Annotated in this window: 18 protein-coding genes; 10 read left to right on the top strand and 8 right to left on the bottom strand. The window is 71.0% G+C overall.

The annotated features are described in order from the left end of the window. Nucleotides 1–50: 50 nt before the first annotated feature. From ACZ63I_RS33445 to ACZ63I_RS33420, 6 genes are all read left to right on the top strand, one after another. Nucleotides 51–341 (top strand): YlxR family protein, encoded by a 291-nt coding sequence (locus tag ACZ63I_RS33445; protein ID WP_469343275.1) that lies wholly within the window; start codon nucleotides 51–53, stop codon nucleotides 339–341. 149 nt (nucleotides 342–490) lie between these two features. Further along, entirely contained in the window at nucleotides 491–3,619 is a 3,129-nt protein-coding gene (infB, locus tag ACZ63I_RS33440) for a translation initiation factor IF-2 (RefSeq protein ID WP_469343179.1), read from the top strand. A 136-nt stretch (nucleotides 3,620–3,755) separates the two neighbouring features. Further along, on the top strand, nucleotides 3,756–4,049 hold the full coding sequence (locus ACZ63I_RS33435) for a DUF503 domain-containing protein (protein ID WP_041994992.1): 294 nt from the start codon (nucleotides 3,756–3,758) through the stop codon (nucleotides 4,047–4,049). A gap of 40 nt (nucleotides 4,050–4,089) precedes the next feature. After that, a complete protein-coding gene (rbfA, locus tag ACZ63I_RS33430; protein ID WP_469343178.1) occupies nucleotides 4,090–4,548 on the top strand; it encodes a 30S ribosome-binding factor RbfA in 459 nt (152 codons plus the stop codon). Further along, on the top strand, nucleotides 4,545–5,444 hold the full coding sequence (truB, locus tag ACZ63I_RS33425; protein ID WP_469343176.1) for a tRNA pseudouridine(55) synthase TruB: 900 nt from the start codon (nucleotides 4,545–4,547) through the stop codon (nucleotides 5,442–5,444). Before rbfA ends, truB begins: the two co-directional genes overlap by 4 nt. Nucleotides 5,445–5,548: 104 nt before the next feature. Then, nucleotides 5,549–6,502, top strand: a complete 954-nt coding sequence (locus tag ACZ63I_RS33420; RefSeq protein WP_469343175.1) for a bifunctional riboflavin kinase/FAD synthetase — start codon at nucleotides 5,549–5,551, stop codon at nucleotides 6,500–6,502. 621 nt (nucleotides 6,503–7,123) lie between these two features. On the opposite strand, the gene ACZ63I_RS33415 is transcribed toward ACZ63I_RS33420, so the two are convergent. From ACZ63I_RS33415 to eccE, 8 genes are all read right to left on the bottom strand, one after another. Further along, a complete protein-coding gene (locus ACZ63I_RS33415; protein WP_469343174.1) occupies nucleotides 7,124–8,131 on the bottom strand; it encodes an ABC transporter ATP-binding protein in 1,008 nt (335 codons plus the stop codon). After that, nucleotides 8,128–9,147 carry an ABC transporter ATP-binding protein gene (locus tag ACZ63I_RS33410; protein ID WP_469343172.1) on the bottom strand — a complete coding sequence of 340 codons (1,020 nt, stop codon included), beginning with the start codon at nucleotides 9,145–9,147 and terminating at the stop codon, nucleotides 8,128–8,130. Before ACZ63I_RS33410 ends, ACZ63I_RS33415 begins: the two co-directional genes overlap by 4 nt. Further along, entirely contained in the window at nucleotides 9,144–10,103 is a 960-nt protein-coding gene (locus tag ACZ63I_RS33405) for an ABC transporter permease (RefSeq protein WP_469343170.1), read from the bottom strand. Before ACZ63I_RS33405 ends, ACZ63I_RS33410 begins: the two co-directional genes overlap by 4 nt. Next, complete coding sequence (locus ACZ63I_RS33400; protein WP_469343168.1) at nucleotides 10,100–11,176, bottom strand: ABC transporter permease; 1,077 nt, start codon at nucleotides 11,174–11,176, stop codon at nucleotides 10,100–10,102. Before ACZ63I_RS33400 ends, ACZ63I_RS33405 begins: the two co-directional genes overlap by 4 nt. Before the next feature lie 3 nt (nucleotides 11,177–11,179). Then, nucleotides 11,180–13,051: an ABC transporter substrate-binding protein gene (locus ACZ63I_RS33395; RefSeq protein WP_469343167.1), complete on the bottom strand. Its 1,872-nt coding sequence runs from the start codon at nucleotides 13,049–13,051 to the stop codon at nucleotides 11,180–11,182. 197 nt (nucleotides 13,052–13,248) lie between these two features. Next, entirely contained in the window at nucleotides 13,249–16,155 is a 2,907-nt protein-coding gene (locus tag ACZ63I_RS33390) for an SCO5717 family growth-regulating ATPase (RefSeq protein ID WP_469343165.1), read from the bottom strand. 335 nt (nucleotides 16,156–16,490) lie between these two features. After that, nucleotides 16,491–17,291, bottom strand: a complete 801-nt coding sequence (locus tag ACZ63I_RS33385) for a hypothetical protein (protein WP_469343164.1) — start codon at nucleotides 17,289–17,291, stop codon at nucleotides 16,491–16,493. After that, nucleotides 17,291–18,592 (bottom strand): type VII secretion protein EccE, encoded by a 1,302-nt coding sequence (gene eccE / locus ACZ63I_RS33380; protein ID WP_469343163.1) that lies wholly within the window; start codon nucleotides 18,590–18,592, stop codon nucleotides 17,291–17,293. Before eccE ends, ACZ63I_RS33385 begins: the two co-directional genes overlap by 1 nt. 201 nt (nucleotides 18,593–18,793) lie before the next feature. Here eccE and eccB point away from each other — a divergent pair, with 201 nt between their 5' ends. From eccB to ACZ63I_RS33360, 4 genes are all read left to right on the top strand, one after another. Next, entirely contained in the window at nucleotides 18,794–20,338 is a 1,545-nt protein-coding gene (gene eccB / locus ACZ63I_RS33375) for a type VII secretion protein EccB (RefSeq protein ID WP_469343162.1), read from the top strand. A 12-nt stretch (nucleotides 20,339–20,350) separates the two neighbouring features. Continuing rightward, a complete protein-coding gene (mycP, locus tag ACZ63I_RS33370; protein ID WP_469343160.1) occupies nucleotides 20,351–21,634 on the top strand; it encodes a type VII secretion-associated serine protease mycosin in 1,284 nt (427 codons plus the stop codon). 137 nt (nucleotides 21,635–21,771) lie between these two features. Continuing rightward, nucleotides 21,772–22,110, top strand: coding sequence for a WXG100 family type VII secretion target (locus tag ACZ63I_RS33365; protein ID WP_469343158.1), 339 nt, complete (start codon nucleotides 21,772–21,774; stop codon nucleotides 22,108–22,110). Nucleotides 22,111–22,166: 56 nt separating this feature from the next. Beyond that, the gene (locus tag ACZ63I_RS33360; RefSeq protein WP_469343157.1) at nucleotides 22,167–22,463 is read left to right on the top strand and encodes a WXG100 family type VII secretion target; all 297 of its coding nucleotides are present in this window, start codon (nucleotides 22,167–22,169) and stop codon (nucleotides 22,461–22,463) included. The last annotated feature ends 38 nt before the right edge of the window (nucleotides 22,464–22,501 follow it).

The raw sequence follows: 22,501 nt of genomic DNA, 5'->3' as shown, positions 1-22,501 counted from the left end.
CGAATCTTGCCCCGTAGGGGTGAGGTCCGTACGGGGAGGTAGACTTAATGGTGTCTGGCCGGACGAAGGCCCGAGCCTGCCCTGAGCGAACGTGCGTGGGGTGCCGGGAACGAGCGGCCAAAAGCGATCTGCTGCGCATCGTGGTGGACGGTGAACAATGTGTTCCCGATCAACGCGGTACGCTGCCCGGCCGGGGTGCGTATATGCACCCCGCCTTGGTCTGTCTCGATCTGGCGGTCCGCCGCCGGGCGTTCCCCCGGGCCTTCCGGGTCCAGGGACCGCTCGACAGCGCGGACCTGCGCCAGGCCGTCGAGGCAATCACAGCGCAGGCAGCACGGTAAGAAGACGTACGGCACGGAACCCCGTGCGGTTCAGGTACCTCGCGAGTTGGAAGTAGGTCGAGATTGCGATGAGCACTCGATGAGTACGCGATGAGTACGCCCATGAAGTAGCGACGGTCCGGCGGTAACCCGGACCTAAAAGGAGCGAAGTGGCTAAGGTCCGGGTATACGAACTCGCCAAGGAGTTCGGCGTCGAGAGCAAGGTCGTCATGGCCAAGCTCCAAGAACTCGGTGAATTCGTCCGTTCGGCGTCCTCGACCATCGAGGCGCCGGTTGTACGTAAACTGACCGACGCATTGCAGGGGCCCGCCGGCAACGGCGCGAAGCCCGCTGCCAAGCCCGGGGCGCCCCGCAAGGCGTCCCCCGCGAAGCCCGCAGCGCCCTCACCGGCGCAGGCGGCACGTCCCGCTGCCCCCAAGCCCGGTGTCCCGGCCCCCAAGCCGGCCGCCGCCGAGGCCCCCGCGAGCAGCGCCCCCAGCACCAACGGCAGCACCCCCGCTGCGGCACCGAGTCCCGGACCCCGTCCGGCCACCCCGGCGCCCAAGCCCGCGGCTGCCGCCGCACCGCAGAAGCCGGCCCCGGCCGCGCCCGCCGCGCCGGAGTTCACCGCGCCTCCGTCGGCTCCGGCCGCCGGTCCCCGGCCCGGTGCCACCCCCGGCCCGCGTCCCGCGGCCCGTCCGACGGGCGGTCAGGGCGAGCAGCGCCAGGGCGGCGACCGCGAGCAGCGCCAGGGCGGTCGCCCCGGCGGCGCGCGTCCCGGCCAGGCCCCGCGTCCCGGTGCCCGTCCCGCGGGCCCGCGTCCGGGCAACAACCCCTTCACCTCGGGTGGCTCCACCGGCATGGCGCGGCCGCAGTCGCCGCGTCCCGGTGGCGGCGCCCCGCGTCCCGGCGGCGCAGGCGCCCCCGGTGGCGCACCGCGTCCGCAGGGTGCGGGCCAGGGCGGTCCCCGTCCGCAGTCGGGTCCCGGCGGTTCGTCCCGTCCGTCCCCCGGCGGCATGCCCCGTCCGCAGGCCCCGCGCTCCGCGGGTCCCGGCGGCGCGCCCGGCGGTAACCGGCCGAACCCCGGCATGATGCCGCAGCGTCCCGCTGCCGGACCCCGCCCCGGCGGCGGTCCCGGTGGCGGCGGTCGCGGTCCCGGTGGCGGAGCCCGCCCCGGTGGCGGTGGCGGCGGTCGTCCCGGTGGCGGCGGCGGTTTCGCGGGTCGTCCCGGTGGCGGTGGCGGCGGCGGTTTCGCCGGTCGCCCCGGTGGTGGCGGCGGCGCTCCGGGTCGTCCCGGAGGCGGCGGTTTCGGTGGCGGCGGTGGCCGTCCCGGCTTCGGCGGACGTCCGGGTGGTCCCGGTGGCCGCGGTGGCACACAGGGCGCGTTCGGCCGTCCCGGCGGGCCCGCCCGCCGTGGCCGCAAGTCGAAGCGGCAGAGGCGCCAGGAGTACGAGGCCATGCAGGCCCCGTCGGTAGGCGGCGTGATGCTGCCGCGTGGCCAGGGCCAGAGTGTCCGGCTGTCGCGCGGTGCGTCCCTCACCGACTTCGCGGAGAAGATCAACGCCAACCCGGCGTCGCTCGTCGCCGTGATGATGAACCTCGGCGAGATGGTCACTGCCACGCAGTCCGTCTCCGACGAGACGCTGCACCTGCTCGCCGGCGAGATGAACTACGTCGTCGAGATCGTCAGCCCGGAGGAGGAGGACCGCGAGCTTCTCGAGTCCTTCGACATCGAGTTCGGCGAGGACGAGGGCGGCGAGGAATCCCTCGTGTCCCGTCCGCCGGTCGTGACCGTCATGGGTCACGTCGACCACGGTAAGACGAGGCTGCTGGACGCGATCCGCAAGACGAACGTCGTCGCGGGCGAGGCCGGCGGTATCACCCAGCACATCGGTGCCTACCAGGTCGCCACGGACGTCAACGGTGAAGAGCGCAGGATCACCTTCATCGACACCCCGGGCCACGAGGCGTTCACCGCCATGCGTGCCCGTGGTGCGAAGTCCACCGACATCGCGATCCTGGTGGTCGCGGCCAACGACGGTGTGATGCCCCAGACGATCGAGGCGCTGAACCACGCCAAGGCGGCCGACGTGCCGATCGTGGTCGCGGTCAACAAGATCGACGTCGAGGGCGCCGACCCGACCAAGGTGCGCGGTCAGCTCACCGAGTTCGGTCTGGTGGCCGAGGAGTACGGCGGCGACACCATGTTCGTCGACATCTCCGCCAAGCAGGGTCTGAACATCGACAGCCTGCTGGAGGCCGTGATCCTCACGGCCGACGCCTCGCTCGACCTGCGGGCCAACCCGGAGCAGGACGCGCAGGGCATCGCGATCGAGGCGCACCTCGACCGCGGTCGCGGCGCCGTCGCCACCGTGCTCGTCCAGCGCGGCACGCTGCGCGTCGGTGACACGATGGTCGCCGGTGACGCGTACGGCCGCGTCAGGGCGATGCTCGACGACAACGGCGACAACGTCGACGTGGCGACACCTTCGACGCCCGTCCTGGTCCTGGGACTCACCAACGTCCCCGGCGCCGGCGACAACTTCCTCGTTGTCGACGACGACCGCACGGCCCGGCAGATCGCCGAGAAGCGTGCCGCCCGCGAGCGGAACGCGGCCTTCGCCCGCAGGGGCGTCCGGTTCTCCCTGGAGAACCTGGACGAGGCCCTCAAGGCAGGTCTGGTACAGGAGCTCAACCTCATCATCAAGGGCGACGCGTCCGGTTCGGTGGAGGCCCTCGAGTCCTCGCTGCTCCAGCTCGACGTCGGCGAAGAGGTCGACATCCGGGTGCTGCACCGCGGTGTGGGTGCGGTCACCGAGTCGGACATCGACCTGGCGATGGGCTCCGACGCCATCGTGATCGGCTTCAACGTGCGCGCCGCTGGGCGTGCCGCGCAGATGGCCGAGCGCGAAGGGGTGGACGTCCGGTACTACTCGGTCATCTACCAGGCGATCGAAGAGATCGAAGCGGCCCTCAAGGGCATGCTCAAGCCGGAGTACGAAGAGGTCGAGCTGGGTACGGCGGAGATCCGCGAGGTCTTCCGCTCCTCCAAGCTGGGCAACATCGCGGGTGTTCTCATCCGCTCCGGCGAGGTCAAGCGCAACACGAAGGCCCGGCTCGTCCGCGACGGCAAGGTCATCGCGGAGGACCTCAACATCCAGGGTCTGCGCCGCTTCAAGGACGATGTCACCGAGATCCGCGAAGGCTTCGAGGGCGGTATCAACCTCGGGAACTTCAACGACATCAAGATCGACGACGTCATCGCGACGTACGAGATGCGCGAGAAGCCGCGCGGCTGACGCACGGCGACCGCCGGGGCCGGTCGACGGAGATAATTTCCGTCGATCGGCCCCGGCCGCGCGTGTACGGTTCATATACCCGCGCCAAGCGATGGCGGGGGAAATGACCCCGAACCGGCGGGACATCCGGATCCGCATGTACGTGGGGACACTGTCCTTCGACCTGCTCCTCGGCGACGTACGGTCGCTGAAGGAGAAACGCTCCGTCGTGCGTCCGATCGTCGCCGAGCTGCAACGCAAGTTCGCGGTCAGCGCGGCGGAGACGGGAGACCAGAACCTCCACCGCAGGACCGAGATCGGCCTCGCGGTGGTGTCGGGGGACTGGGGCCATCTCACGGACGTCCTCGACCGCTGCGAACGCATGGTCGCGGGCCACCCCGAGGTGGAACTGCTCGCCGTACGGCGGCGCCTGCACGGCGAAGACGACTGACCTGTAGCACCAGAAACCCAGAAGGAAGAGTGACGGACCGGTGACCGACAACGCGCGGGCACGCAAGCTCGCCGATCGCATCCAGGTCGTGGTCGCGGAGACCCTGGACCGGCGTATCAAGGACCCGCGGCTGGGCTTCGTGACCATCACGGACGCCCGGGTCACCGGCGACCTGCGGGAGGCCACGGTCTTCTACACGGTCTACGGCGACGACGAGGAGCGCGCAGCTTCGGCGGCCGCCCTGGAGAGCGCCAAGGGCGTGCTCCGCTCCGAGGTGGGCCGGCAGACAGGTGTGCGCCACACACCGAGCCTGGCCTTCGTCCCCGACGCCCTGCCGGACAACGCGCGCACCATCGAGGACCTCCTCGACAAGGCGCGCGCCAAGGACGCCGAGGTACGGGAGGTGTCGACCGGCAAGACCTACGCCGGCGAGGCCGACCCGTACCGCAAGCCCGGCGACGACGACATCGCGGAGACGGACGGCGACAGCTCCGAATGACACAGCAGACCGCGACGCCCGACGGCCTTGTCATCGTCGACAAGCCGTCGGGCTTCACCTCGCACGACGTCGTCGCCAAGATGCGCGGGATCGCCAGGACCCGCCGGGTCGGCCACGCCGGCACCCTCGACCCCATGGCCACGGGCGTGCTCGTCCTCGGCGTCGAGCGGGCCACCAAACTCCTCGGCCATCTCGCGCTGACGGAGAAGGAGTACCTCGGCACGATCCGGCTCGGCCAGGACACCGTCACCGACGACGCCGAGGGCGAGGCCACCTCGTCCGCCGACGCCTCCGCGGTCACCCGCGAAGCGATCGACGCCGGTGTCGCCGAGCTGACCGGGCCGATCATGCAGGTCCCCTCGAAGGTCAGCGCCATCAAGATCGACGGCAAGCGGTCGTACGCGCGGGTGCGCGGCGGCGAGGAGTTCGAGATCCCGGCGCGGCCCGTCACCGTCTCGTCGTTCCAGGTGTACGACGTACGCCCGGCCGTCGCCGACGACGGCACCCCCGTCATGGACCTCGTCGTCTCCGTCGTCTGCTCCTCCGGCACCTACATCCGGGCCCTCGCCCGCGATCTCGGCGCCGGGCTCGGGGTCGGCGGCCATCTGACGGCCCTGCGCAGGACCCGGGTCGGGCCGTACGCCATCGACGGCGCGAAGACCCTGGACCAGCTCCAGGAAGAACTGACCGTCATGCCGGTCGCCGACGCGGCGGGCGCCGCGTTCGCCCGCTGGGACGTCGACGAACGACGGGCGAAACTGCTGCTCAACGGGGTGCGGCTGGAGATGCCCGCGTTCCCGAGCGCGCCGGTCGCCGTGTTCGGACCCGACGGACGCTTCCTGGCGCTCGTCGAGGAGCAGCACGGCAAGGCGAAGAGCCTGGCCGTCTTCGGCTGACCGGCTCACGCGATGCCGATGCGGAGCGGAACGTCCCGGCATGGCAGTCTTGGACCTGGCTACATCGGCAATCACGTACACGGTTTGGGCGAGGAGCGGTCACAGTGCAGCGCTGGCGCGGCTTGGAGGACATCCCCCAGGACTGGGGGCGCAGCGTCGTCACCATCGGCTCCTACGACGGGGTCCACCGCGGCCACCAGCTCATCATCGGCAGGGCCGTGGAGCGCGCCCGTGAGCTGGGCGTGCCGTCGGTCGTGGTGACCTTCGACCCGCACCCCAGCGAGGTCGTACGCCCCGGCAGCCACCCCCCGCTGCTCGCGCCCCACCACCGGCGCGCCGAACTCATGGCGGAGCTGGGCGTGGACGCGCAACTGATCCTGCCGTTCACCGTCGAGTTCTCGAAGCTGTCACCGGCCGACTTCATCGTGAAGGTGCTGGTCGACAAGTTGCACACGCGCGCGGTCATCGAGGGCCCGAACTTCCGCTTCGGCCACAAGGCGGCGGGCAACGTCACCGTCCTCGCCGAGCTGGGCGAGACGTACGACTACGAGGTCGAGGTCGTCGACCTCTACGTGACCGGCGCGGCGGGCGGCGGCGAGCCCTTCTCGTCCACGCTGACCCGCCGGCTGGTCGCGGAAGGCGACGTGGCGGGCGCGGCGGAGATCCTCGGCCGCCCGCACCGCGTCGAGGGGATCGTGGTGCGCGGCGCGCAACGCGGCCGCGAACTCGGTTACCCGACGGCCAACGTGGAGGTCCTGCCACACACGGCGGTCCCCGCGGACGGCGTGTACGCGGGCTGGCTGACGGCGGCCGGCGAACGCATGCCGGCGGCGATCTCGGTGGGCACGAACCCGCAGTTCGCGGGGACGGAACGCACGGTCGAGGCGTACGCGATCGACCGGGTGGGCCTGGACCTGTACGGGCTCCATGTGACGGTCGACTTCTTGTCGTACGTGCGGGGCCAGCAGAAGTTCGAGTCGATCGACGCGCTGCTGGAGGCGATCGGGGACGACGTGAAGAAGTCGCGGGAGCTGATCGCGCGGTACGACGCGGCGTAGCGGCCCGGCGGGGTTCACGTGTCTTGGTTGCGGTGGTCGCCGGGGGCGGTGTCGCCGTCCGGCGCGGTTCGGGGTTCACGTGTCTGGGTTGCTGTTGTCGCCGGGGGCCGTTCCGGGGTCGTGTCCTGCGCTGCACGATTTACGGCGCGTGCACCTCTGACACGAGGTGCACCCGGACATGCGCCGCAAATCACGCTTTACGCTCCGGACACCACCCCTGCACGACCCCCTTCAGCCCCCGGGCCCGGATGGGGTGCTATCGGCCACCGGCGGCAAGGGGCCGGGCGCCCACGCCAGGGACGCGGCCCCCGGCCAGCACGGACCCCGCAAGCCGCGTCCACGCGGACGTTGGGCTGGGGGCCCACCGACGGGAGGGGGCCGGGGCCGCAGGAGGGGGGTGTCCGGACGTAAAGCGTAGGAGTTCTAGCGATCGAGCAGTCCGGACACCCCCCTCCGGAGGCCCCGGACACCGGAACCGGACAAGCGGGCCGCAACCAAAACCCGCACCCCCAACCGCGCCGGACGGCGACGCCGCAGTCCGGACACCCCCCTCCGGAGGCCCCGGACACCGGAACCGGACAAGCGGACCGCAACCCAGACCCGGCCGCCCCGGCGAAACGGCTAACCCGCCGTCGCCGCCCAGTGGCACGCGACCTGCGTCGCGTCGCCCCCCGACAGCACCGGTAGCTGCTTCGTGCGGCACTGCTCCGAGACGCCCGCCCGTTCCGCCTCGCCCGACGCCAGCACCTGGCAGCGCGCGTGGAAGCGGCAGCCGTTCGGGATGCGGGACGGGTCCGGGGGTTCGCCCGTCAGGACCACCGGGACGCCCTCCGACTCCGGGAGTACCGACAAGAGCGCCTGCGTGTACGGGTGCTGAGGTTCCGTCAGGACCTTTTCGACCGGGCCCGTCTCCACGATCCGGCCCAGGTACATCACCGCCACCCGGTCCGCGATGTTCCACGCGAGGCCCAGGTCGTGGGTCACCACCAGCGCGGAGAGGCCGAGTTCGTCGCGTAGCGACAGCAGGAGCGCCAGGATCTCGCCGCGTACCGACGCGTCCAGGGACGCCACGGGCTCGTCCGCGACGATCAGTTCGGGCTTCAGGACCAGCGCGCCGGCGATGACGACGCGCTGCCGCTGGCCGCCGGACAGCTCGTGCGGGTAGCGCAGGAAGAACCGCTCGGGCGGGCGCAGGCCCGCGAGCGACAGGGCCTCGGCGACCGCTTCGCGCTCGTCGGCCGGGCGGCCGTGGATGCGTAGGCCCTCGGCGACCGCGTCGTACACGGTGTGCCGGGGGTTGAGTGAGCCGCTCGGGTCCTGGAGGACCAACTGGACGCGTTTGCGGTAGGACTTCAGCGCGCGGGCGTGGTAGTCGAGCCGCTCGCCCGCGAAGGTGATCGCACCAGACGTGGGCGGGACGAGACCGAGCAGCGCGCGGGCCAGTGTCGTCTTGCCGCAGCCGGACTCGCCGACCAGGGCCACGATCTCGCCGGCCCCGATGTCGAGGTCGACCCCGTCGACCGCGCGGGCGGGGGCCGCGCCGCGCCTGCCGGGGAAGGTGACGTTCAGCTCGGCGGCCGAGAGCAGGGGGGTGATGGTCATGGGCAGCTCCTGAGGGGTGGCCGTCATTCCGGGCTCTCCGCCGACGCGGCAGGGGCCGACGCCGCCGCCGGGGACGGCGTACCGACGCGCACGCACGCCGCGCGCCTGTCCGGGCCCGCGTCCCGCAGCTCCTGGTCCTCGTGCGCGCAGCTCTCGAGGGCGACCGGGCAGCGCGGATGGAACGTGCAGCCGGACGGCAGCGCCGACGGGTCGGGCGGGTCGCCGGGCAGCCCGCGCGGGGCGCGCCGGGACGCCGGGTCGCCGATGCGGGGGAAGGCGGCGGACAGCGCGTTGCCGTAGGGGTGCGCCGCGTTGTCGTACACCGCCTTCGCCGGGCCCTCCTCGACGATCCGGCCCGCGTACATGACGGCGAGCCGGTCGCAGGTGTCCGAGAGGACGGCCAGGTCGTGGCTGATCATCAGCAGGCTGATGTCCTTCTCCGTGACGAGCTGTTCGATGAGCCGCAGGATCTGCGCCTGGATCATCACGTCCAGCGCCGTCGTGGGTTCGTCGGCGACGATCAGCCGCGGATCGCAGGCGAGCGCCATCGCGATCATCACGCGCTGGCGCTGTCCGCCGGACAGCTCGTGGGGATAGGCGTCGGCGCGGGCGGCCGGCAGGCCGACCTGTTCCAGCAGTTCGACCGCGCGCCTGCGGCCGGCCGCCGGGGTCACGTGCTGGTGCAGCAGGACCGGTTCGGCGATCTGGTCCCCGATGCGGTGCACCGCGTTGAGCGAGTGCATGGCGCCCTGGAAGACGATCGAGGCGCCCGCCCAGCGCACCGCGCGCAGCCGGCCCCACTTCATCGTGAGGACGTCCTCGCCGTCGAGCAGGATCTCCCCGGACAGTTTCGCCGTCGCGGGCAGCAGCCGCAGGAGGGCCAGGGCCAGCGTGGACTTGCCGCAGCCCGACTCGCCCGCGATCCCGAGCTTCTTGCCGGGCTCGACGGCGAGGTCGACACCCCGTACGGCGGGGACGGCGGTTGCTCCCGAGCCGTAGGTGACCCGCAGGTCCTTGATCTCCAGCAGGTTCGACGACGTCATCTGGCCACCCCAAGCTTCGGGTTGAGCACGGTCTCGATGGCGCGACCGCAGAGTGTGAAGGCCAGGGCGACCAGGGCGATGGCGATGCCGGGCGGCGCCAGGTACCACCAGTGGCCCGAGGAGACGGCGCCCGCCTCGCGGGCGTCCTGGAGCATGCCGCCCCAGGAGACGACCGTCGGGTCGCCGAGACCGAGGAAGGCGAGCGTCGCCTCGGTGAGGATCGCGCTGGAGATGCCGAGCGTGGTCTGCGCGAGCACCAGCGGCATCACATTGGGCAGCACATGCCGGCTCATGACATGGCCGTGCCCGCCGCCGAGCGCTCTGGCCCGTTCGATGTACGGGCGTGACTCGACGGCGATGGTCTGCGCGCGCACCAGCCGCGCGGTCGTCGGCCAGCTCGTCACACCGATCGCCAGGATGACCGTCCAGATGGAGCGGGACATCACGGTGGTCAGCACGATCGCCAGTACCAGCGTGGGCATCACCAGGAACCAGTCGGTGATCCGCATGACGACGGTCGCGAACCAGCCGCCGAAGTGCCCGGCGATGATGCCGACCAGGGTCCCGATGGCCACGGACAGCGCGGCTGCCAGCAGCCCCACGGTCAGCGAGACCCGGGAGCCCCAGACCAGCAGGCCGAGCAGCGACCGGCCGAACTGGTCGGTGCCGAGCGGGAATTGACCGCTCGGCGCCTCCAGCGCCTTGCCCGGCGCCTGCGTCACACTCTGCACGTCGCTGCCGACGAGCAGCGGGGCGAACACGGCGATGAGCCCGATCACCACGAGCCCGACGAGCCCGATCAGACCGGCCCGGTTCGTCCGGTACTGCCGCCAGAAGCGGGCGGTCGACGCGCGCCGCTGCTCCCAGGCGAGCGAGGAACTGGCCCGCGCCCGGGGCGCTTCGACGGGTCCGGGGGTGTCCGGCGTGTCGGGGGTCTGGGTATTCGCGACGGTCATCGGCCCACCCGGGGATCGAGCAGCGGATAGAGCAGGTCGGCGAGGAGGTTCATCAGGATCATCGCACCGGCGAAGACCACGAACAGCCCCTGCACGAGCGGCAGGTCGGGCACGCTCAGCGCCTGGTAGAACAACTGGCCGAGGCCCGGCCAGGAGAAGACGGTCTCGACGAGGATCGAACCGCCCGCCACGAAGCCGACGTTGATGAAGACCATCGTGACCGTCGGCAGCAGCGCGTTGGGCACGGCGTGCCTGCGGCGTACGAGGTCGTCCCGCAGCCCCTTGGCGCGGGCCGTCGTCAGATAGTCGCTGCCCATCTCGTCCAGCAGCGAGGACCGCATGACGAGCAGGGTCTGCGCGTAGCCGACGGCGACGAGGGTGATCACCGGCAGCACCATGTGATGGGCGACGTCCATGACGTACCCGAAGCCGGACGAGTCGCCCGACGACATGCCTCCCGTGGGAAATATCCCCGGAATGGGGCCGATGCCCACGGAGAACACGATGATCAGCAGCAGCCCGAGCCAGAAGCCCGGCACCGACCACAGCGTCAGCGCGAGCCCGGTGTTGAACCGGTCGCCGGGCCCGCCGTTGTGCCAGGCGGAGCGGGTGCCGAGCCACAGGCCGAGCGCGGAGTAGATCAGCACGGCGACACCCGTGAGCAGCAGTGTCGCCGGGACTTTCTCCAGGATCAGATGGCCGACCGGCGCGTGGAACTGGTACGACGTGCCGAGGTCGCCGGTGAGCGCGTCGCCGCAGTAGTTCGTGAACTGCTGCCACATGGGCAGGTCGAGACCGAACTGATGTCGCAGCGTGGCCAGTTGGGCGGCGGACGTCGGAACGCCCTGGGTCATGGTCCTGATCGGGTCGCGTGAGATGACCCGGAAGAGGAAGAAGCTGGTGACGAGCACGGCGAAGAGGGAGACGACGGCGCCTGCCAGCTTGCCCGCCACATAGAGCAGATACGCGGTCTTGGTGCCGGAGCCTGCGCGGGCGGCGGCGCCGGACGGCCCGGTCTTCACCGGGCCGCCGGCCGCTTCCCGCGCCACACCGGGGGTGCTTGCGGTGCTCATGGATTATTCACGGTCTTCCGCGGTGGAACGGCGACGCATCATGACGAACAGCCCGAGTCCGCCGGCGATCACGACAACAGCCACGATCCCGATGATCAGGCCGGTCGAGGACGAGCCGCCGGAGCTGTCACTGCTGCTGTCCGCCGGTACGGCCGACCACCAGCTCCAGTAGCCGTCCTGGCCCCAGATGTTGCCGGCGGCCTCCGGCATCGTCGTGATGGATTTGATCTGGTCCGTACGGTACGCCTCGACGGCGTTCGGATAGGCCATGACATTCATGTATCCGGTGTCGTAAAGCCGCGATTCCATCTGCTTCACCAGATCGGCCCGCTTGGCGGGGTCGTACTCCGCCGACTGCTTCTTGTACAGCGCGTCGTACTGCTTGTCGCAGATGAAGTTGTCCGTGGCCGGACTGTCCTTCGGCGTGGCGGGCAGCGCGTCGCAGGTGTGGATGGACAGGACGTAGTCCGGGTCGGGGTTGACCGACCAGCCGTCGATCGCCAGGTCGTAGTCGCCGGCGAGCCACGGGTCGCCGACGTTGTCGAGGCAGTCGACCTTCAGCCCGATGCCGAGCTTGGCCCACCACTCCTGGAGGTACTTGCCGACGGCCTTGTCGTTCGGGTCGGTGGCGTGGCAGAGGATGCGCAGGTTCAGCGGCTTGCCGTTCTTGCCGAGCAGTTTGCCGCCGCTCTTCTTGTAGCCGGCCTGCTGGAGGGTCTGCGCGGCCTTCGCCGGGTCGTACGCGATGCGCTGGCTGTCGGACGGCTTCCAGAAGTACGTGGAGAAGCGCGGCGGGATGTAGCCCTCACCCTTGGCGGCGTGTCCCTGGAAGACCTTGTCGATGATGGTGTCGATGTCGACGGACTCGAACAGCGCCTTGCGCACGGCAGGGTCGAGCAGCGCGGGATTGCCGTTGCCCATCTTCTCGCCGTTCTTGGCCTTCGCGCCGGGGTTGGTCGCGAGGGCGTAGAAGCGGCGGCCCGGTGCGTCGTTGACCTTGATGTTGTCGGTGGTCTTGAGCGCGGTGGCCTGGGCGGGGGTCAGGTTCGATACGAAGGAGACCTCGCCCTTCTGCAGGGCGGCGACCGCCGCGTCCTGGTCCTTGTAGTACCGGAGGTCCAGCTCGTCGAACTTGGGCGCGCCGCGCCAGAAGGACTTGTTCGGCTTGAGCTTGATGTACTGGTCGACCTTGAAGTCCGTGATGACGAACGGGCCGTTGCCGACGATCGGGAACGACTTGTCGTTGTTGAACTTCGAGAAGTCGGTGACCTTCTCCCAGATGTGCTGGGGCACGATCGGCACGTCCAGCGCCAACATCGTGGCCTGCGGCTTCTTGAGCTGGATGACGAGCGTGGTCGGGTCGGGCGCCGTGACCTTCTTGAAGTTGGCGGTGAAGCTGCCGTTGGCGGTGGCCGCGTTCGGGTCCGACATCATCTTGTTGAACGTCCAGGCGGCGTCGGCCGCTGTCGCCTGCACACCGTCGGACCACTTGGAGTTGTTCCGGATGGTGAAGGTCCAGGTCAGCTTGTCCGCCGAGGACTTCCAGGCCGTGGCGAAGCCCGGGACGGCGTGCGCGTCCTTGGCGTCGTAGTTGGTCAGGTACTCGTAGGCCAGCCGGTGGATGCTGGTACTGACCAATGACTGGGCCAGGAACGGCGAGAGGGAGTCCACGCTCTGGCTGACGGCGACGGTGAGGACCTTCTTGCCGCCGCTGTCAGCGGCTTGCGCCTGCTGCGGCGCGGGGGCGAGCGGGCCGAAGGGGATCACACTCGCGGCCACCAGCGCGGCGGCGGCAGCACCGGAGGCCAGGAGCAGACGGAAGCGGGAACGGAGCCGAACGGGCAGGCGCGGTGTGCGCGCGGAACTCTGGACCATGGGCCGGTGACCTCGTGTCATCACTCGCAAGAAGAAACTGGGTTGTCTGTGGGTCGACATCTGGTGAAGCGAAGGTTTATCAGCGCTTGTCCAGCCACGTCAACGGCCGTCAAAACCCGGTGTGGTCTGCGGGAATGCCCTGAGGGTCCGCACCGTGAAGACGGCGCGGACCCTCATTGGTCTAAGCCTCTGTCGCCTTACTGCTGAGGCGCTGGCGGTGCCTGCGGGGGCTGCGGAGGGCGACCTTCCGGCGGGACGGGACCCCGCAGATCCGGCTGGCCTTCTGGTGGAAACGGGCTCTGCCAGCCCTGCGGCGGACCGGGCCGCTGCGGCGGTTGCTGCTGCGGGTGGGGCTGCGCATAGGGGTAGGGCTGCTGGTGCTGGGGCGGCTGTTGCTGCTGCGGATACGGCTGCGGCTGTCCGGGCTGCTGGCCGTACGGCGGCTGCTGCTGCGCCGGGTAGGGCTGACCGGGCGTCGGCTGACCGGGTGTCGGCTGACCCGGCGCCGGATAGCCCGGGATGCCCGGCATCGGCGGGACCATGTGCGGCGGCGGGTTGCCGTCGGCCGTCCACAGCCCCTGCGCGTTCTGGGCGCGCGAGAAGTCCTCGGCGACCAGGGCGGAGAGGTTGAAGTACGCCTCGCGCGTCTTGGGCCGCATCATGTCGAGGTCCACCTCGGCGCCCGCCGACAGGTGTTCGTCGAAGGGCACCACGACCACACCGCGGCAGCGCGTCTCGAAATGCTGGACGATGTCGTCGACCTTGATCATCTTTCCGGTCTCGCGCACCCCCGAGATGACCGTGAGGGACCGCTGTACGAGATCGGCGTAGCCGTGCGCCGACAGCCAGTCGAGCGTCGTGGAGGCGCTGCTGGCACCGTCGACGGACGGCGTCGAGATGATGATGAGCTGATCGGCCAGATCCAGCACCCCGCGCATGGCGCTGTAGAGCAGTCCGGTGCCCGAGTCGGTCAGGATGATCGGGTACTGCTTGCCCAGCACCTCGATCGCCCGGCGGTAGTCCTCGTCGTTGAACGTCGTGGAGACCGCGGGGTCGACGTCGTTGGCGATGATCTCAAGGCCGGACGACGCCTGCGAGGTGAAGCGCCTGATGTCCATGTAGCTGTTGAGATACGGGATCGCCTGCACCAGGTCGCGGATGGTCGCCCCGGTCTCGCGGCGCACCCGGCGGCCGAGCGTCCCGGCGTCCGGGTTGGCGTCGATCGCCAGGATCTTGTCCTGCCGCTCCGTGGCGAGCGTGGAGCCGAGCGCCGTGGTGGTGGTCGTCTTGCCGACCCCGCCCTTGAGGCTGATGACCGCGATCCGGTAGCAGGACAGCACCGGGGTGCGGATCAGCTCCAGCTTGCGCAGCCGCTCGGCCTCCGCCGCCTTGCCACCGATCTTGAACCGCGCCCCGGCGGAAGGACCGCGACTGCTCTTGGCCTTCTGCTTGTTGTTGCGCAGCAGCCGGTCGGACGACAGCTCGACGGCCGCCGTGTAACCCAGCGGCGCGCCGGGCACCGAGCGCTCGCGGTGGTCGTGCGCGACGGGGGACGGCCAGGCCGCCCCGCTGCGCGGATCCACCGGCGGCGCCTGGTGCGGCGGCTGCTGCTGGTGCGGTGGGGCAGGCGGCTGCTGCTGGGCGGGAAGATTCTGCGACGCCTGCACCGGCAGGTTGGCCGACGAGCCGGGCCCCGCCGACTGCGGAGGCAGCGGCGCGGGCGCCGGTACCGGGGGAGCGCCGGGCCTGCCCTGCTGCGGCGGATACGGCTGCTGACCGGGATAGGGCTGCTGGGGCGGGTACGGCTGCTGGGGCGGGTACGGCTGCTGGCCGTGCGGCGCGGGCGGTCCCTGCTGGGGGAAGCCGTAACCGCCCTGCGGCGGTGGCTGCGGCTGCGAGTGCTGGGGCGGCTGGGGCTGCGGGGGTGCGGGCTGCGGGAAGCCGTAACCCGGCGGCGGGACCGGCGGTCCCTGCTGCGGGAAGCCGTAACCGCCCTGCGGCTGCTGCGGAGGCAGCGGCTGCTGGGACTGAGGCTGGGACTGAGGCTGGGGCTGAGGCGGTTGCGGCGCCGGGTGTTCGGCTGCCTGGCTGGGTACGGGCCACTGCGGCGCGGGAGCCGGTGCGGCCGGCTGGAAGGCGGCCGGCAGCGGCGGCAGCCCCGGCGAGGCGGCGGGCTGCGGCGCGGGCGGCAGCGGCTGCGCGGGCTGCGCGGACCAGGGCTGCGCGGGGGCCGGCGCGTCGGCGGGCGGCGTGTCAGTGGGAGGCGCGTCGGCGGGCGGCGCGTCCTCGGCGGTCGACGCGCCCTGGGGCGCCGGGTCGCTGAACGCGTCGAAGTCGAAGGGCGGGCTGTCGGCCGGCTCCTGGTGGTCGTCCGCCTCGGTACGGGCAGCGGTCTCGCCGTCACCCGGCGCGTCGCCCGGCTCGTCGGCCGGGACGTCGGCGTGCGCGTCGGGGCCGGTCTCCGCATCGGCGTCCGGGGCGGCGGGCGTAGGCGCCTTGTCCGTACCGTCCGTACCGGCTCCGTCTTCCGTACGGGCCGTACCGGCGGTCGGTTCCGCCACGGCGGCGCGCTCGGGGTCCGCCGGGCTGCCGGTGCCGTCAGTGGGGTGCGCGTCCTCGCCGGCGTCGGTGTCCGACTGCTCCGGGGTCTTCGCCGCGCTCGTCGCGCCGGTCTCCTCGCGTCGCGCGATCTCCTGCTTCAGCGCGGCGGGCGAGAACCGCATGGTGGCGCCGGACTCGATGTCACCCCCGCCGAACGGCTCGGGCGCGGCAGGCACGGGATCCGCGGAACGGGGCGGCTCCGCCGGGGTGTTGGGCGCGGGAGCAGCCGGGGGCGCCGGTGTCCACTGCGGCTCGTACCCACCGCCGGCCGGGAGCCCCGGCACGGCGACAGGCGTACCGGCGGGCGGCGGCGGGGGAGTGGCGGCACCTGCGGTGCCGGGCGCACCGTCGCCGGACGTGCTCCCCGGCGTGTTCTGCGTGTACCAGGCGGGCGGGGTGTAGTCGATGGTGAACTCACCCGTCAACTCGGGCTCCGCGTCGGACTGATCGTCCACGGGCGGCACGTTCCAGCCGCCGCGGGTCTCGTCCCGATCGCCGTTCACTTTGCCTCCTGGTGTGGTCGAGCACCCTTGTGCCGTGGTGGGTGGGGGCGTCCGGTCCGTACGTCCCGATCCGCCCGGCTCTTCCCCTGCCGACGCGGCCTGTCCGCCCGCAGGTTCCCTGCCGCGCCCTGACCCACCCTAATCGTCAAAAGTAACCCCGGGGCAGGGCGTACCGCCCGACGACAGCAGACCCGTTACGTCACGTCCGCGCTCAAGTGAACCTGCTGCGGCACGAGGTGAACGACCGCCGGGGGCAAATCCGTCCACTTCCACGCGAGATCCTGACAAAAACCGCACCTGCCGGGCGAATCGCGTACCGCTTCACTTCGTCCGCTTCAGTCCATCCGGCGCGCGCTGCCCAGCAGTCCGATCTCGGCGTCCGTCGCCTGGGTCATCACGAACTGGCGATCCCGCGCGGTGCACCACAGCGTGACCCCGTCGGCGAGCGTCGACAGCGCCTCCGTCTCGGCCCGTGGCAGCTCCATGATCCGGCCGATCCGGGTGGCTTCGTCCGGAGAGACCCGCTGGATCCCGACGAGTCCCGACTTCTCCATCAACCGCGGTGCCACCGGGCTCAGATACGGCAGCAGTGTCAGCACCGACTGCCAGGGCGCCGACACCACACGGCCGCGCGGCGGCCGCATCCCGCAGTCCCGCACCACGATCACCGGGCTCACCGCCGACGCACCCTGCGGCGGTACGCGTCCCACGTCGTGCAGCGTGATGCACGGCTGCCCGCCGCCGGCGGCCTGGGCGAGCGTCGTCCAGGAGGCGGCGCGGCCCGTCTCGACGGCGATCCGCGCGCCCGTCGCCGCCGCGCGCAGCGCCAGCACCTGGGCGGTCCACAGACCGCCGATCAGTGTGACGTCGTACGGGGAGGGTCTGTTGATGCCGAGAACGGCCGGGCGGCCGTTGGCGTCGACGCCGATCACCATGCCGTCGTCACCGACCGGCACGGCGAGCGACGTCAGCTCGTCGACCGAGAGGGCGTGCCGCTCCCGGCGGGGGCCGATCAGGCCGAAGCCGATACGCGGCTTGCCACCGCCACGGACCGGCGCCGCCGCCCGCGCCGGTGTGGCCGGTGTGTTGCGCGTGGTGGGTGTGTTGCGTGGGTGGGGAGTGGTGGGTGCGGACATCAGCGGGTCCCCCCGAGCGGCAGTGTGGCGAGCATTCCTGGCACCTGTTCCCGGTCGAGACGCACCAGCCCCGTCTTGACCCCGCGCGCGGCGCGTTCCAGCTCGTGCCGCGCGCCGACCAGCTCCTCGTCGCTGCGGCCGGTGATCCGGACATGCCCGCTGACCGTGACGCCCTGCCGCTCGCCGCGCCCCAGGGTGAGACTGAAGGTGGTGGCGAGCGCGGGGATCGACGTGAGCAGGGCGACGAGCTGGGGCATCGAGGCGCCACCGCCGCCCAGTTGGGGCCAGCGGCCCACCCAGTACGTGGTGTGTCTGCGGTCGTCGCACCGCCAGGTGCGGGACGTCTCCTTGGTGCGGCGCGTCGGCGTTTCCGTCCGGCCCGCCTGGGCGATGGCCATCGGGTTGGCACACGACGAGATGGCGACGGCCGCCGTCAGCTCCTGCTCGGTCAGTACCGTGGCGCGGAACCCGGCGCCGGTCAGCCGGCTCGCCAACTGGTCGGCCGAGCGCACCAGGCACTTCTGGGCCCCCGTCAGACCGCTGCCGCGCGCCGCCACCGCCTCCGGGCACAGCTCCGGGTCGAGCTTGAGCGCGATCCAGGTGATCCGGACGGCCGGTGAGCCGGTCTGCGCCTGCAACGGGGCGTAGTTGCGCGCGGCGACGGACTGCTGCGGCAGATGCGGGGCGGGTGCGGGCTGGGTGTGCTGCACGATCTGCGCCGACTCCAGCCGTATGCCGTCGACATCGAGCACATCGCGCACCAGGCTGACGGGCAGCGGCCGGGCCGAGCGGTCGGGGCGCAGCGCCGTGCCCTCCGACTCGATCTGGACGACCGCCGTCAGGAACGTACCGTCGCCGACCATGCCCACCGGGCGCCGGTCGCGGTCGCTGAACGAGTACGTACGCAAAGCCGGATCACACTCGACGGCGGGCGCGAGCCCCGGTTCCGTACCGGCCGGGATGACCAGGGACGCCGCCCTGCGGGTGCGCGCACGCAGGGCGAACACCGTCGACAGCCACTCGGGCAGCGACCGCCGGTGTCTGCGCACCACGGCGAGCAGCACCAGGAACGCGGCGATCACACCGGCCGGCACCAGCATGAGGGTGTCGATGACCCAGGCCACCAGAAGCACCGCCGCCGCGAGCTCGACCAGGACGAACTGCTGCATGCGAAACGGTCCGAAATGCCCTGGCCGCCCTCTCAGTCCGGGTACGGCAGGCAGCCCGGGTACGGCAGGACCCGGTGCTGCGGCCGAGGACGGCGCTGCCGCGGCGGGCCGCGTCTGCGTCGCGGAAGCCATGATGGAAAATCCCCCCGATTCGTCCCGATCACCCTGCTACGACAGGGCTTTGGCGGCCGGATCACCCTACCCGCCACACCACGACGCCCCGTCTACAGGCATAGTAGGGGGCCGGTCCGACAACCAGGCAGGGCCCGGGGGGCTTGCTGACTACCTGACCCCCTGGCGGGAGACCGCGCCTTTTTTCACCTATGGGGACTCATGGCATCACGGCGGGATGAGCTGAACGCGTACACCTTCGCGAAGAAACGCACGGTGGCCGCGTTTCTCCAACCCTCACCTTCAGGTTCGGAGGAGGGTGCGCCCCGACCGCTGCGCGCCGTCCTGCCGAGTGTGATCGTCGGCGCGCTGATCCTGGCCGGATTCGGTGCGTTGGGGATGTTCAAACCCAACGCGCCCAAGGACTGGGACAAGCCGGGCACGAAAGTGATCGTCGGCAAGGACTCCACGACCCGTTACGTGGTGCTGACCACGCCCGACGGGAAGAAGAAGGAGACCCTGCTCCACCCCGTGCTCAACCTCGCCTCGGCCCGACTGCTGCTCACACCGCAGCAGTTCGGTGTCGTCCAGGTCAGCGACAAGATCCTGGACGCGGGCAAGCCGCCGCGCGGCCCGATCCTCGGGATCCCGTACGCGCCCGACCGGCTGCCGAGCGACACGGAGGCGGCCAAGCCCAAGCGCTGGGCGGTCTGCGAGCAGCCGGGCGGCGGCACGGGCGGCAGTGTGCAGAAGGCCGCCTTCGTCTTCGCCGACCGCGACTTCCACCGCACCGAGGGCAAGCAGCGGCTCACCGGCGGCCAAGTGCTCTACGTGCGGGGCCAGAAGGGCACCCGCTATCTCGTCGACGCGGGCGGTACGAAGTACCAGCTCACGGGCGATCCGACGGACAACCTGACCCGCGCCCTCATCGGGGTGGGCCGGGAGCCGCAGGCCGTCACCGACGACTGGCTGGCGACCTTGCGCACCGGCACGCCCGTCGACTTCCCGCAGGTCCCGGGCAAGGTCGCGGACGACGCGGGCGTCGGCGGCGGGCTGACCGCCGGGCAGGACCGGATCGGGATGGTGCTCACCGCGCAGACCGGATCGGGACCGCAGCACTACGTCGTGCTGGCCGGAAAGGTCCAGCCCGTGTCGGACTTCACCGCCTGGCTGCTGATCAACTCCCCGCAGACGGTCGAGCTCAAGATGGCCGGCGCCGCGGCCACCGTGGACGCCGCGTCGATCACCCCCGAGGCCGACTTCTTCGCCGCGGGCAACGCCTGGCCGAAGGAGCGGACCGTCCAGGTCAACTCCGCGGCGGGGGACGGCGCACGCGACACGGTGTGCAGTGTGCTGCGCAAGGTCGACGGCAAGGGCACCGCCACGCTGTCCACCTGGGCGGGCCCCGCCTACCCGGCCGAGGTCACCACGGGCGGCACCAGCACGTATGTCACGCCGGGCAGCGGGCTGCTCTTCACCCAGGTGCATGACCGGCAGACCACGCCCGACGGCTCACTCTTCCTGGTGACGGACACCGGACTGCGCTACGCCGTCCAGGCCAACGGCGACAGCGACGCGTCCCGTTCGGACATCGGCACCGGCGACCAGCAGAAGCAGCAGGACGGCAGGCCCGAGCCGAGCGAGGCACAGATCAGGCTCGGCTACGAGAAGGTCACCCCGGCGCTCGTGCCCATCGCGTGGGCGGAGTTCCTGTCCAAGGGGCCCCGGCTCGACACCAACAGCGCGCGCCAGCCGCAGGGTTCGTAGGGAGGGGTGACGATGCCGCTGCGAACCTGCGCACTGCTGGCCTGCGCCACCGCCCTGGTCGGCCTGACGGCCCTGCCGCCCGCCGCTGCCGCCTCCGCCGCCTCCGTACCGGCGTCACCGGCAGCACTCGACGGCACCGGCGAGTGCACGTTCCCGATGAAGAAGCAGATCGCCGGCACCCCCTGGGCGCTCCAGCGGGTGCTGCTCGACGAGTTGTGGCAGGACACCAAGGGCAAGGGGGTACGGGTCGCCGTCATCGACACCGGTGTCGACACCGTCAACCCCCAGTTGAAGACGGCGGTCGACGCTGCTGCGGGCCGGGACTTCCTCAAGAGCGGCAAGAGCGGCAAGCGCGGCGGCACGGTCGACGAGGTGGGCCACGGCACCAAGGTCGCCGGGATCATCGCGGCCCGGCCCCGCGCCGGTACCGGCTTCGTCGGTCTGGCGCCGGAGGCCACGATCATCCCGATCCGGCAGAACGACGACAAGAACAGCGGCAATCAGGACACGATGGCGGATGCGATCAACTACGCCGTCACCGCGAAGGCCGACGTCATCAACATCTCCCAGGACACGGTGTCAGCACCGGCGCCCCGCTCGGGCCTCGACAAAGCCGTGCGGGCCGCGCTGGCCAATGACATCGTCGTGGTGGCATCGGCCGGCAACGACGGCACGGACGGCAAACTGCGCATGACGTATCCCGCCGGTATCGACGGTGTGCTCGCCGTCGGCGCTTCCGACCGCAACAACGAACGCGCGACCTTTTCCCAGGCCGGTACCTTCCTCGGCGTCGCCGCCCCCGGTGTGGACATGGTCTCCACGGTCCCCGGCGGCGGTCAGTGCCTCGACAACGGTACGAGTTTCTCCGCGCCTTATGTCGCGGGCGTCGCCGCGCTGCTCTGCGCCAAACACCCCGACTGGAAAGCGCGCGAGATCGTCGCCCAGATCGAGCAGACCGCCGAACGCAGTATCAACGGCCGCGACAATTACGTCGGTTGGGGAGTGGTCGACCCGGTGCGCGCGCTGACGGACGACGATCACGCGCCGCAGGCCCCGCGGGCCGACCCGGGCCCGCCCAAGGCCCCGGCGGCGCAGCCGGCCCATCTGGCGCTGACCGAGACACCGCAGGAGCGTACGGAGCGGTACGCGACCTACGCGCTCGGTATCGCGGCCGTCCTGGTGGCAGTGGTCGCCGGAACCGCCACGGTCATCCGTGACAGCCGCAGGAAAAGGGCCGGGAAATCACCCGGAGATCCTTTTCGCGGAACGCCGGATTCCCCAAGTATGCATACGTGACTTTGCAGTTGGAACTGGCGTCGTGAGTAGCTAGAGTGAGGTGGGGATCATCTTGCGTGTGTTTCCCACACGGGGGCGGCATCGCGGTACTTCCCGCCCGCATCGTTCGCTGCAGGTAGACAGGAAGAAGGAGCAGGATGTCGAACGACCTTAACGTAACCAGTTCGGATCAAGTTGATCTCGCCAACCGGATTCAGGACTTCCACGACGAGCTGCACCGTCGTATCAACTCCCTCAACGCGGTGGTGGACCGCATCCAGGCCGGCTGGCGCGGCGCCGCCAGCAAGGAGTACGACCGGGTCCAGAAGGACCTCAACGACCGGCTGACGCGGATGCGGGTCGAGCTCGTCAAGCTCGAAGAGATCATGCGCATGAGCGCCGACGGCTTCAGCAACCAGGAGGACGAGCGCATCCGTTCGTTCCGGAAGATGGACGACACGTCCTCCGGCCGCAGCGCCATCCTCGGCATGGCCTGAGCCGTATCCGGCCCGCAGCTCGTCGCACCCGCTGAACCCGTCTTGAGGAGCGAGACATGACCACCGCAGTCAATTACGACACCGTCACCAGCGCGGCCGGTGACGTCCGGACCACCGCCACCCAGCTCAACCAGGGGCTCGAAGACCTGATGGCCAAGGTCAAGGCCGTTGCCGCGAACTGGGACGGTGAGGCGAAGACCGCCTACGGCGAGAGCCAGACCCGGCTGACGAACGACATGGCCGGCATGAACCAGGACCTGCAGCGGATCGCAGCGCTGCTGGACGAGTCGGTCATCGGCTACCACGACACCGACAAGGGCAACGCCGCGCGCTTCCGCATGCAGATGGGCTGACCACCCGCACCGCACGCACCGCACGGCCTGCCCGCACA

This window comes from Streptomyces sp. NPDC087906 (assembly GCF_055584925.1).
This window is presented reverse-complemented; position numbering and strand designations above follow the sequence as displayed.

Coding starts and splice junctions, on each gene's coding strand:
- ACZ63I_RS33360 (WP_469343157.1), top strand. CDS start 22,167: ATGACCACCGCAGTCAATTACGACACCGTCACCAGCGCGGCCGGTGAC.
- ACZ63I_RS33395 (WP_469343167.1), bottom strand. CDS start 13,051: ATGGTCCAGAGTTCCGCGCGCACACCGCGCCTGCCCGTTCGGCTCCGT.
- ACZ63I_RS33385 (WP_469343164.1), bottom strand. CDS start 17,291: ATGTCCGCACCCACCACTCCCCACCCACGCAACACACCCACCACGCGC.
- eccE (WP_469343163.1), bottom strand. CDS start 18,592: ATGGCTTCCGCGACGCAGACGCGGCCCGCCGCGGCAGCGCCGTCCTCG.
- ACZ63I_RS33410 (WP_469343172.1), bottom strand. CDS start 9,147: ATGACGTCGTCGAACCTGCTGGAGATCAAGGACCTGCGGGTCACCTAC.
- truB (WP_469343176.1), top strand. CDS start 4,545: ATGACACAGCAGACCGCGACGCCCGACGGCCTTGTCATCGTCGACAAG.
- ACZ63I_RS33415 (WP_469343174.1), bottom strand. CDS start 8,131: ATGACGGCCACCCCTCAGGAGCTGCCCATGACCATCACCCCCCTGCTC.
- ACZ63I_RS33435 (WP_041994992.1), top strand. CDS start 3,756: ATGTACGTGGGGACACTGTCCTTCGACCTGCTCCTCGGCGACGTACGG.
- ACZ63I_RS33365 (WP_469343158.1), top strand. CDS start 21,772: ATGTCGAACGACCTTAACGTAACCAGTTCGGATCAAGTTGATCTCGCC.
- mycP (WP_469343160.1), top strand. CDS start 20,351: ATGCCGCTGCGAACCTGCGCACTGCTGGCCTGCGCCACCGCCCTGGTC.
- eccB (WP_469343162.1), top strand. CDS start 18,794: ATGGCATCACGGCGGGATGAGCTGAACGCGTACACCTTCGCGAAGAAA.
- ACZ63I_RS33400 (WP_469343168.1), bottom strand. CDS start 11,176: ATGAGCACCGCAAGCACCCCCGGTGTGGCGCGGGAAGCGGCCGGCGGC.
- ACZ63I_RS33405 (WP_469343170.1), bottom strand. CDS start 10,103: ATGACCGTCGCGAATACCCAGACCCCCGACACGCCGGACACCCCCGGA.